The organism is Dysosmobacter sp., assembly GCF_052306735.1.
Classification (GTDB): Bacteria; Bacillota; Clostridia; order Oscillospirales; family Oscillospiraceae; genus Oscillibacter.
Genome location: NZ_DAWBAJ010000020.1, coordinates 26,496 through 37,879, shown reverse-complemented (window position 1 = coordinate 37,879; position 11,384 = coordinate 26,496). Strand labels below are relative to the sequence as shown.

8 protein-coding genes are annotated in these 11,384 nt (G+C 64.3%); 5 read left to right on the top strand and 3 right to left on the bottom strand.

The features are described 5' to 3' along the window. The 4 genes from ACT67G_RS06975 to ACT67G_RS06960 all read left to right on the top strand — a co-directional run. On the top strand, positions 1-797 hold a 797-nt coding region (locus ACT67G_RS06975; protein ID WP_443663722.1), incomplete at its 5' end, for a carbohydrate ABC transporter permease. 4 nt (positions 798-801) lie between these two features. After that, positions 802-1,809 carry a ComEC/Rec2 family competence protein gene (locus ACT67G_RS06970; protein ID WP_443663721.1) on the top strand — a complete coding sequence of 336 codons (1,008 nt, stop codon included), beginning with the start codon at positions 802-804 and terminating at the stop codon, positions 1,807-1,809. Positions 1,810-1,841: 32 nt separating this feature from the next. After that, positions 1,842-2,723 carry a PfkB family carbohydrate kinase gene (locus tag ACT67G_RS06965; RefSeq protein WP_326215035.1) on the top strand — a complete coding sequence of 294 codons (882 nt, stop codon included), beginning with the start codon at positions 1,842-1,844 and terminating at the stop codon, positions 2,721-2,723. A 207-nt stretch (positions 2,724-2,930) separates the two neighbouring features. Next, entirely contained in the window at positions 2,931-4,112 is a 1,182-nt protein-coding gene (locus tag ACT67G_RS06960; protein WP_443663719.1) for an ABC transporter ATP-binding protein, read from the top strand. 140 nt (positions 4,113-4,252) lie between these two features. Here ACT67G_RS06960 and ACT67G_RS06955 read toward each other — a convergent pair whose 3' ends face one another. From ACT67G_RS06955 to ACT67G_RS06945, 3 genes are read right to left on the bottom strand one after another with little or no spacing between them, the layout of a single operon-like run. Then, the gene (locus ACT67G_RS06955) at positions 4,253-7,675 is read right to left on the bottom strand and encodes a hypothetical protein (protein ID WP_443663717.1); all 3,423 of its coding nucleotides are present in this window, start codon (positions 7,673-7,675) and stop codon (positions 4,253-4,255) included. Next, positions 7,659-10,139 (bottom strand): MMPL family transporter, encoded by a 2,481-nt coding sequence (locus ACT67G_RS06950; protein WP_443663716.1) that lies wholly within the window; start codon positions 10,137-10,139, stop codon positions 7,659-7,661. The genes ACT67G_RS06955 and ACT67G_RS06950 overlap by 17 nt, the downstream gene beginning before the upstream one ends. 17 nt (positions 10,140-10,156) lie before the next feature. Beyond that, positions 10,157-10,456 (bottom strand): hypothetical protein, encoded by a 300-nt coding sequence (locus ACT67G_RS06945; protein WP_443663715.1) that lies wholly within the window; start codon positions 10,454-10,456, stop codon positions 10,157-10,159. 206 nt (positions 10,457-10,662) lie between these two features. Between ACT67G_RS06945 and ACT67G_RS06940 the strand changes: the two genes are divergently transcribed. Beyond that, complete coding sequence (locus tag ACT67G_RS06940) at positions 10,663-11,262, top strand: TetR/AcrR family transcriptional regulator C-terminal domain-containing protein (RefSeq protein ID WP_443663713.1); 600 nt, start codon at positions 10,663-10,665, stop codon at positions 11,260-11,262. Positions 11,263-11,384: the final 122 nt, after the last annotated feature.

Genomic DNA, 11,384 nt, shown 5'->3' with positions numbered 1-11,384 from the left:
TGACTGCCTATCCCCTGATTTTCACATTTGTATACAGCTTTACCGACTACAACTATCTAAAGGGAGCGGAGAAAGCCACTTTCGTTCTCTTTGAGAATTATGTTTCCCTCTTTAAAAACGGATATTTTCAGCAGGCGGTTTGGAACACCATCCTGTTCACCATTTTGGCGGTGATTTTCGAGATGGGGTTCGGACTCGTGGTAGCGATCTTTGTCAACAGTCTCAAGCGCGGCCAGAAGGCCATGCGCACGCTGCTGCTTTTGCCCTATCTGCTGCCTGCTGTGACAGTGGCCCTCAGCTGGCGCATGATGCTCTCCGCCAACTACGGCATTATCAACCAGGTGCTCAAGGCGCTGAACCTGCCGGTGTACAACTGGTTCATGGATACCAAGACTGCTTTCGGGACCATCCTGCTCATTGACGTATGGCAGAATGTGCCCTTTGTCTTCCTCCTGCTGTATGCGGCGCTGCAATCTGTCTCCGCTACCCAGTATGAAGCTGCCCGCATCGACGGCGCAGGCTTTATGCAGCAGTTCTGGTATATCACCATCCCCAACATCAAGAATTCTCTGGCCCTGTGCGCCCTGCTGCGGACCATCGACACCTTCCGCCTGTTCGAGAAGGTCAACGTCCTCACCGGCGGCGGCCCTGCAGGCACCACGTCCACCATCACCCAGTTCCTCTATAATTACGGCATCAAATCCCTGGACTTTGGTTTCGGCAGTGCCGGCGCCATCGTCATGACGGTTTTGGTCCTGATCCTGTCCAGTTTCTACATCAAACGGGCCATGGGTTAAGCGTATGGAGAATATGAACCTCACCTTTGTCAATGTGGGCTATGGCGAGGCCATTTTGGTGAGCTGCCCCGATGCTTCCGCTCCTGACGGCGTGTTCACCATGCTGATCGACGGTGGCTCCGGCTTGCCGGAAGAATATCAGAACCAGCCCTCCGGGCGCCTTCCGGTGACGGAATTTGTCCGCCGGTCCGGCCTGGGCCATTTGGACGCCATGGTGTCCACACATATCCACGAAGACCACCTGTGCGGTCTGGCGGCTCTGCCGGACACGCTGATGCCAAAGGTTCTCTGGCAGTCTTTGCCCCTGGACTTCTGCCGCCGGGTGATGCACCCCCTGCCGGAGCGGGGCGGCACTGTTTCCCGGGATAATTTCCTGCGTTCCCTCAATGACGCGCTGCCCCTGATGGAGCGGGTATGCGCCGCCGGCGGTTCCGTGGAGGATCTGGGCGCCGGGATGGAGCGTACCCTCTGCCCTGGGCTGACACTCCGGGTGCTCTCCCCTGCGCCTGAGGCCAGGCGGGAGCTGATGGAGCGGATGGAAGCCCTGTATGCACCCCAGCCGGAGGAGGAGTTTTTCCGCAAGCTGGACGCCCTGGACGCCCGGATGAACAACTTCAGCCTGATGCTGCTGCTGGATTACCGGGGTACCCGGGTGCTGCTGCCCGGCGATACCAACGTGGCTGGCTACGGCCATGTGGACCCGGCGGACCTCCGGGCGGACATCTTCAAGGTGGGCCACCACGGGCAAAAGGACGGCGCCGACGAAGCGCTGCTCCGGGCTGTGCGCCCCAAGGCTGTGGTATGCTGTGCCTCCAGTGACCGCCGCTACAACAGCGCCCATCCGGACCTGATGCGTACCATCGCCGCCGGCGGCGCGGCGCTGTACTTTTCCGACTGCCCCTCCCTCCCCGAGGAAATGGAGCCGGCGCCCCCCCACGGGGCCCTGACCTTCACTCTGGAACCGGAGGGCGCCTTCACCGCCTGCTATGAGCCTCCCGCTATGGAGGGCTGAGGCGGATCCATCAAACACAAGGAGGAATCTCCATGGCGGAACGCTATGACGTGCTGGTCATCGGACCGGTCTCTCTGGATCACAATATCGACTATCAGGGCAACGAGCGCAAGGAAGTAGGCGGCGCCGTGGTGGCCTCCGGTTTCGCGGCGGCCAAATCCGGCAACCGTACCGCCGTCTTTACCAAGCTCAACCCCGCCGACGCCAACGTGGAGGAGCGGTTTGCCGGCTCCGGCGCGGACGTGTATTGGAAGCCCTCCAAGGCCACCTGTTCCATCCGCAACCAGTATTTCACCGCCGACAAGGAAAAGCGGGCGTGCACCTCCATGGGTGTGTGCGACCCCTTCCGGTTCGACGAACTGCCGGACATCGAGACGGGCATCTATCACTTTGCGGGTCTGGTGTACGGGGACTTTGACGGCACTCTCTTTGCCGAGGCCGCCAAGCACGGTAAGGTGGCAGTGGACGTCCAGTGCCTGCTGCGCCACGTGGAGGCGGACAAGACCATGGCCTTCCACGACTGGGCGGAGAAGAAGCAATATCTGCCCGTCATCGACTATCTCAAGACCGACGCCGCCGAGGCGGAGATCCTGACGGGTCTCACGGACCGGGCGGAGGCCGCCAAGCTCCTGCACAGCTGGGGGGCCAAGGAGGTCCTCATCACCCACAACACCGAGGTGCTGGCCTATGACGGCAAGGAGATCTACACCTGCCCCATCAAGGCCCGGAACCTCTCCGGCCGCACCGGCCGGGGGGACACCACCTTTGCCGGCTACATCACCGAGCGCCAGCGGGCCGATATCAAAGAGGCCCTGCTGTACTGCACGGCTCTGGTCTCCTTGAAAATGGAGACCCCCGGCCCCTTCCAGGGCAGCCGCCAGGATGTGCTGAACTACATCAAGGAATTCTATTGAGCGCAGGCGCCCCAGGGCGCCCTTCCCCAATTCCCATCCGGCCCGGGCACTCCACTTTCTGCCCGCTCCGGATCAAAAAAAGGAGGAAAAATACCCGCCCGGCTCGCGGTGCGGCAGTGTGGAGACCTGCCGTAAGGCGGCGCGGCCCAGAGCGGCCGGCCGTGAGGGACCAGCATGCGGATGCACTGGGCCCGGAGCCTCAATGCTATGGCAGAAGTGATCCTGAAAAACATCAAGAAAGTCTATCCCCACAGTGAGCCCAAGAAAAAGAAGAAGGGCGAGCAGGAGAAGAAGACCAATCTCCAGATCACCGACGAGGGCGTTCTGGCGGTGCAGGACTTCAACCTGGAGATCAAGGACAAGGAGTTTATCGTGCTGGTGGGCCCCTCCGGCTGCGGCAAGTCCACCACGCTGCGGATGATCGCCGGACTGGAGGAGATCAGCGGCGGCGAGCTGTACATCGACGGCAAGCTCATGAACGACGTGGCCTCCAAGGATCGTGACATCGCCATGGTGTTCCAGAACTACGCCCTGTATCCCCACATGACCGTGCGGGAGAACATGGAGTTCCCCCTGAAGCTGCGGAAGTACCCCAAGGATCAGATCAAGACCCGGGTGGATCAGGCGGCGGAGATCCTGGGCATCACCGAGTACCTGGACCGCAAGCCCAAGGCCCTCTCCGGCGGCCAGCGCCAGCGTGTGGCTATCGGCCGTGCCATTGTCCGGGAGCCGAAGGTGCTGCTGATGGACGAGCCCCTGTCCAACCTGGACGCCAAGCTGCGCAACCAGATGCGCGCCGAGCTCATCAAGCTCCGCGCCCGCATCGATACCACCTTCGTCTACGTCACCCACGACCAGACGGAGGCCATGACCCTGGGCGACCGCATCGTCATCATGAAGGACGGCGTCATCCAGCAGATCGGCACCCCCCAGGAGCTCTTCGACCACCCGGCCAATCTCTTTGTGGCGGGCTTTATCGGCATGCCCCAGATGAACTTCTACGACGCCCAGCTGGTGAAGGACGCCGACGGCAAATACGCCGTGGATCTGGAGAACGCCCACGTGGTGCTCTCCGAGGATAAGCAGGAGCGCCTTTCCAAGAAGGGCGTGGAGCCCCAGGCTATCACCCTGGGCGTCCGGCCGGAGCACATCACCCTGGAGGGGGACCCCGACAAGATGGTGAAGGGCACCGTGGACGTCAGCGAGATGATGGGCAGCGCCGTGCATCTGCACATCAGCGCCTGCGGCCGGGACATGATCATCATTGTCCAGACCATGGACCTGAAGAACGGCGCCGACTTCTCCATCGGAAGCCCCGTTTCCTTTACCTTCGACGGCAAAGTGGCCCATGTCTTTGCCCGGGAGACCGGCGTCAACCTGGAGGCCTGATGACCTCCGCTTTCACGGCACAGTTCAGATGAAAAGAGATCCTGCCCTGGAGGCAGGATCTCTTTTTTGCGGCCCGCAGCTGCAAAGGACCGGAAGCGGTACGGCGCCGCTTCCGGTCTTTTCTGTAATGACGGCAGCTGTTATGCGCAATCTGCCGGCGCGGTTGGCACCGGTTTTCCCTTCCGCTTCCGCCGCACCAGCGCAACGGCTCCGGCTGCCAGAGCCGCGGCGGCCAGCGCCGCCAGCAGCACCCAGGGCACTCCTGCCCGCTGGGTGGCCAGCAGGGTAAAGGAGGCGGCCTCCGGGGAAAAGACGCAGCAGCTGCCCTCCTGCTGCCAATCCACGGTCCGGGTACCGGACTCCGTGACGATCTGCAAGGATACGTTCTCCCAGTCCTCCGGCGGCGTGAAGCGGATCAGCGTGGGCATTGCGTCCGTGCCCTCCAGGGCAACGGACCAGCGCTCGGCGCTGCTGCCGGTCTCCTCCTGCCGGGCCGTCAGGCTGGCATCGGGGCCGAAATCCCCCTCCGCCAGGAACACCGACCGGGCCTCGTCCCGGCGGGCGGTGCTGGCCAGGGTGGTGACATAGGGGGTATACACCGCCTGGAGGATGTGGTCAAAGGTGATGGTCTCCTCCCCCAGCTCCTCCCAGGCGCCGAAGCACCCCTCTTTTTCCGGCACGGGGGGCACCGGCTCGGCGGTCAGATCCGCGCCGTAGGAATAGGTGCGGCGCTGGACGGTCTCCCCCTCCGCCACATAGGAGACGGTGAACGTACGGAATCCCTCCGGCAGGTTTTCCCGGGCCAGGGTGGGATAGTCCACCGGTTCCGCCGCCCCGGCATAGCTGACGCCGTCCACGGCGGCCAGGTTCCCATGGGGCACATAGCGGTTGCCGGAGAGGACGCCGCCCTCCGCCTGCTCACCAGCCACGGCGCCTACGCAGCCGCCCTCCGCCTGGGCGGATACCAGGGCGGTGCAGTCGTAGAGCCGATAGGCGGAGCCGGCGATGCCGCCGGTGCTGCTCTTTCCGGTGAGGGTACACTTGGCCCAGCAGTCCCGGATGACGGAGGCGGAGGAGCCGGCAATGCCCCCCACATATTCCCCGTCGGTGCTCTCCACGGCCCCGTAGTTCTCGCACCCCAGCACGTATCCCAGGTCCATGCGGCCCACCACGCCGCCCACATCGTCCTTTTTGGCGGTGACGGCACCGTCGTTGACACAGTTTTGCAGCACCGCCCGGGTCTCATAGCGGAACTGGAGGGATTCCGTCCCCACCCGGGTGACGTCGTCCTCCGGGTCCAGGTCGTATTCCACCGCCATGGAGCCGGCGATACCTCCCACGCAGAGGTCTCCCTCCACGGTGCCGTGGTTGCGGCACGCCTGGGCCTTGCCCAGGGTGGTGGACTGGATCTCCTCCTCGGATACGTCCTCCCACAGCCCCGTCACATCCGGCGTGCGGCTGTCGGTGAGGGCGGAGAGCAGCAGATCCGTCACCGTGCGGAAGCGGGATTCCAGATCCCGCAGATCCTCCGTCAGGGTGTCGGCGGCGCCGGAGGCGTTCTGGCGCAGCAGATCCAGCTGTTCTCCCATGCCGGAGACGGCCCCGTGAAGGGTGTCCCCCAGGGCCTGGTATTGAGCCCCCGGGGTCTCAAAGGAGATGCTTCCGCCCTCCGCCAGGTCCGAGAGGATCCGGCGCAGCGTCCCGGCGTCCCCGGACAGCCCCTTTGCGGTGTCTCCCAGCAGATCCAGAGCTTTGCTCAGATCTCCGGCGGCGTCGGAAAAGTCGTGGCCGGTAAGGGCCTTGGCCAGATCAGCGGCGCCTTTTGCCAGAGTGTCGGCGGCGCTGCCCAGCGTCCCGGCGGCCTGGGCCGCCTGTTGGAAAGCGGCGTGCACCGTATCCGGATCCAGAGTCAGGGAGGTAAGGGCACCCCGCAGAGCGTTCAGCCCCTCTCCCGCCGCTCCGGCGGCGCTGCCCAGTCCAGCGGCCAGATCCTCCAGGGATTGCCGGGTGTCGTCACGGTCCGTGGCCTGGGCCAGATTTTCCAGGGCGGTTTTGGCCAGGTTCAAAGATGCTGTCAGGTCTGCCCGGGCATCATCCAACTGCTCCAGGGCTGCCGACAGCGCGGCGGGATCCCGGGCCACCAGGGCGCTGCCCAGCGTCTTCAGAGCCCCCCGCAGCTGGGAGAGGGCGGTTTTCCCCTGGGACTGGGCCTGTTCCAGCTGCGTCAGGGCCTCCCGCAGGGCGGCCGCCTGGGGGCCGGAGAGACTGTCCGCCCCGGAGCGCAGCAGCTTCAGGGCCCTGGAGATGTCATCGAGCATATCCTCCCATCCGGCGGTGAGATCCGCCAGGGAGTCCAGGGCATCGGCGGTGGCCTCCGCCAGGTCGTTGACCTGCTGGAGGCTGTCGTCTCCCCAGTTTGCGGTGAGATCCAGCAGATCCGACGCGGCGTCTGCGGCGGTGTCCGTGTAGCCGGAGAGGCCCTCCAGCTGGCCGGAGATCTCCCGGCTGCTTGCCTGGGCGTCGTCCAACGTCCGCAGGATGGCGGTGTCCAGGCTGTCCAGGGCGGTGTCCAGCTGGCCGATGGTGTCCTGGGAGAAGATCAGCAGGATGTTGGGGGCCATCTGCCCCACCACCCCGCCTACGTCCTTGCGGCCCAGGACGGTGCCTGTGTTGGTGCAGCCGGTGAGGTATCCCGAGGAGCGCCCGGCGATGCCCCCCACGTTGTAGCCCACGTGGGGGTAGCCGACGTCCCCCTCGTTGCGGCACCCCCGCAGGATGCCGGTGGAGCAGCCTGCGATGCCGCCGGTATCGGTGGTGGTGTCCAGCAGCTCCGTGGCCTCATCCGCCACTGTGTCCCGCAGATCCAGGGACTCCAGCCCTCCGGGGACGTTCAAGGAGTCCTCCAGGCTCACCTGGGGGTCGTAGGCGGCGGTGTTCACCGATGCGCGGTTGACGCAGCTGGTGACGGTGCCGGCGTTTTCGCCGGTGATGCCGCCGGTGAAGCGCTCTCCGGTCAGGGAACCCTCTGCGGTGCAGAGGTAGATGGAGCCGGTGGTATCGTTGAAGCCGGCGATGCCGCCTGCATGCTCCCGGGCGGAGACGGCGCCGGAAAAGGTGCAGTCCACAATGGCGCCGGCGTTGGTGCCGGCGATGCCCCCCAGGCAGGTCTCCCCGTTCCGGGCGGTGACATCCCCCTGGACGGTGAGGTTTTTCACCACGCCGCCCTCCTGGATGTAGCGGAAGAGACCCTGGGAGGAGAGCCCCTCCGCCGCCCGCAGGCCGGAGAGGGTGTGGCCGCCTCCATCAAAGATGCCGCCGAAGGTGGGGATCGGGGCAAAGTTTGCGTCCAGGGTCAGGTCTGCCTCCAGCACCACGGTCTTGCCCTGGGACCAGGTGTCCAGGGCGCACTGCTGTGCCAGCCGGGTCAGGTCCCCGGCAGTGCGGATATGGATGACGTCCGGCTCCGCAGCCAGGGCGGGGGCCGCCGCGGCCAGGGCCAGCACTGCGGCCAGCACCGCCGCCGTCAGCCGGGCGGGGATGGAGTGTTTAGGATTCTTCTTCATGTTCTGCCTCCTGCTCTTGCCGGATGGGATTGGACTGCCGGACGGACACCACGGCGGTGACATCCCCCTCCACCACGCCGTGGACCTCCGCGTCGATGCGCCCGGAGATGGTGCCCCGGACCCGGCCGTCCAGATGGACCCGTCCGGCGGCGCTGGTGGTCTGGATCAGCGCCGGGTACTTGATGTTGAATGCGGTCTTTTCGATGATGACGTCTCCCAGCAGCAAGATCTCCGGCAGCACGCACATCACCAGGAACATGGAGATAATGGTGCCCCGCCCGATGCACAGGCCCACGCCGTAGATGGCCGGGTCGGAGGTCAGCTGGCCGATGAGGGTTCCGGCAGAGGCCAGGATGGTACCGGAGGTGAACACCGTGGGGAACGCCAGGTTCAGCGTTTCGATCATGGCCTCCCGGGGAGCCATGGTGGCCTTGAGCTCCTGGTACCGGGAGGATATGACGATGGCGTAGTCGATGTTGGCGCCCATCTGGATGGAGCTGACGATCAGGTAGCTGAGGAAGAAGATGGGGCTCTTTTCCAGGGTAGGGAAGGCGAAGTTGATCCATACGCTCCCCTGGATCACCAGGATCAGCAGAATGGGCATGCCCACCGACTGGAAGGTAAAGAGCAGTACGATCACCACGAACAGCGCCGAGAGGACGCTGATGAGGATGTTGTCGTGGCTGAAGGAGGAGGCCAGGTCGTAGTCGCTGGTGGAGTTGCCCACCAGGTAGAAGCTGCCGGGGGCGTAGTACCGGCCCACCAGGGTGTGGAGGTCGTCCAGGAAAGCGAAGGTCTCCTCCCCCTCCTCCGGCAGATCCAGATTCACCAGCAGCCGGGTGTAGTCCGGCCCCTGGAGCTGGGCCTGGGCGTCGGTGATCTGCTGGTGGAGATCCTCCAGCTCCCCCATGAGATCGTCGTCCAGGGTCACATACCCCTCCTGCACCCGGTCATAGAGGAAGAGGAACATGTCGATGAGGGGCACGCCGTAGTTGTCGATGTTGTTGAGGAGACGGCCGTACTCCTGGTGGTCGGCGGCGTAGGCGGTATAAAGCAGCCGCCCCGCCTCGATATCCAGGTCCGTCAGCTCCGCGAACTGCCGGGGGGTCAGCTGGTCCGTCAGTACGTAGCCGTCCTTCACCTCCACATTGGCAAGGCCCAGGGCGTAGTCCACCTGGGGCAGGGCCGACAGGGCGTCCAGCAGGCGGCCCTCCCGGTCGTAATCCCCGGCGGGGACCACCACTGCCAGCACGTTCTGGGTGCCGAAGGTATCGTTGACCCGTTTTTCTGCTGCGGAGGCCTCACTCTGGGTCTTGGTCTCCAGCAGCGTGTAGCCGTAGGCGTAGGGGCACTGGTTGGAGAGGAAAAAGGCCCCCACCAGCACCAGAGCGAACACCGGCGGCACCACGAATTTCAGCCGGGTAACCAGCCGCCCCAGGGGGGTGATTTTGGGGATAAAGCTGCGGTGGGCGGTCTTTTCGATGAGGCGGCTGAAGACCATCAGCAGCCCCGGCATCAGGGTGAACACCGAGAGGATGCTGAAGAGGATGGCCTTCACCAGTACGATGCCCAGGTCCAGGCCGATGCGAAACTGCATGAACATCATGGCGATGAGGCCCGCCAGGGTGGTCAGGCAGCTGGAGGAGATCTCCGGAATGGACTTGCTCAGTGCCAGGATGCAGGCCTCCCGGGCCCCGGAGCGCGCCCGCTCCTCGCTGAAACGGTGGCAGAGGATGATGGCGTAGTCGATGGCCAGGGCCAGCTGCAGCACCACGGCGATGGAGTCGGAGACGAAAGAGATCTCCCCGCACAGGAAGTTGGTGCCCTTGTTGAGGATGGCCGCCGCCACGAAGGTCAGCAGCAGCACCGGGATCTCCCCGTAGGTGCGGGAGGTCAGCAGCAGCACCGTCACGATGATGACGGCGGCGATCACCAGAATGGTGCGCATCTCCGCGGCCAGGGTGGCGGACTCGTCCTGCCCCACCTCCGAGGCGATGGACACGTCGTAGCCCGTCAGGGCCTCCCGGACGGCGTCCATGGCGGCAAGGCTCACAGGGTCTGTTGCCTCGCCGGAAAAGGTCACGTCAAAGAGGGCGGAGGAGGCGCGGAAGTGCTTCTCCCGGCTCTCCGGGTCGGCGCTGTCGCCGAAATCCACGGTGGTGACCCCCTGGATGTTCCGCAGCCGCTCCGCAAGGCCCTCCGCCTGGTCGTAGGTGATGTTGGAGACCATCACCCGGGCGGTGCCCAGGGTGGTGAACTGCTCCTCCATGAGCCCGAGGCCCTGACGGGTTTCCGTCTCCTCCGGCAGGTAGTCGGTGATGTCGTTGTTCACCTGCACCCAGCCGCTGGAAAAGAGGCTGAAAATGATGCCCACCACGTAGATGAGGAAAAACAGGTTCCGCTTATCCACGATCACCGTGGCCAGGCGCACGAAAAAGCTGGGTTTTTGCTTGTTTTGCTCCATGGCGATGTACTCCTTGCTCACTTGAGATCCCGGCCGTCCCAGGCGGGTATGCCCGTCAGGGGGAAGCTGCGCTCCTCTGTCCGGAGCACCGCATCCACCCCCTCCGGGGAAAAGCGGCCCTGGAGGACGCAGGGCACGCTGCCCAGGGCAGTGTGCAGCATGCCCTCCAGGCACTCGCCGCTGCCGGTGAACCGGTGCCGCCGGCCGAACAGCTCCAGCTCCGCTGTGATGCGCCCGGCCTCCCGGGCGATGGCTGCCAGGCCCCGCTTGGCGCCCATGGGGGTCTGGAGCCGGATTTCATAGACGCTGCGTTCCATGATGCCGCCTCCTGTGGTTTCGTTCTTACGGCCACATGATATGCTCCCCCTGCACAGAATCCCACCCACAGATCCTATCATATGTTGGGTTTTACACAGATGTCGAATATTGTGGTACGGCGCCCTCTTTGACAAACACCCGTCATCTGTCTAATGTTTTTCCCAACCGGGCGTGGTATCATGGAATCAACGACGGAGGCGAGGATATGAAACAGGAAGAACTCTCCCGGCGGCGCAAGGAGCAGATGGCCGCCTCACTGAAAAAGCTGATGGCCCGCAAGCCCCTCCACAAGATCACCATTCAGGAGATCGCCGACGACTGCGGCATCAACCGCTATACCTTTTATTATCACTTCCAGGATATCTACGACCTGCTCTCCTGGACGTTCCGGCAGGAGGCGCTGTCCCTGATCCACCAGAGCGACAGCTGTCTGACCTGGGAGGACGGCATCCGGCTTTTCCTGCGGTACGTACGGGACAATGCCGCCGTGTGCCGCAGCGCCATCAACTCCCTGGGGCAGGAGTCCCTGCGGCGGATGTTCCATGAGGAGGCGGCGTATCTCATGCGCGCCTACCTGCTGGAGATCAAGGGGGAGCGGCAGGTGCCGGAGGGATACCTGGACTTTTTGACGGACTTTTACATGGAGGCCCTCAGCGGCCTGGTGATGCAGTGGCTCCAGCGGGGCATGGACGTGCCGGAGGAGACGCTGCTGCACTATCTGCACCTGACGCTGGAGGGCACCTTCGACCAGGCCTTCCGCCGGGTTCAGGAGGAGGAGCGGGGAGCCGCCGCCTCCAACGCATAACCGGAAAGAGAACCCAACAGGGCACGGACGCGCGGCGCGTCCGTGCCCTGTTTTCCCGGGCGGTTGATTTCCCCGGCGGGATAGAGTACAATGGGGGCTGTCAATTTTTGCCGGAGAGGCTC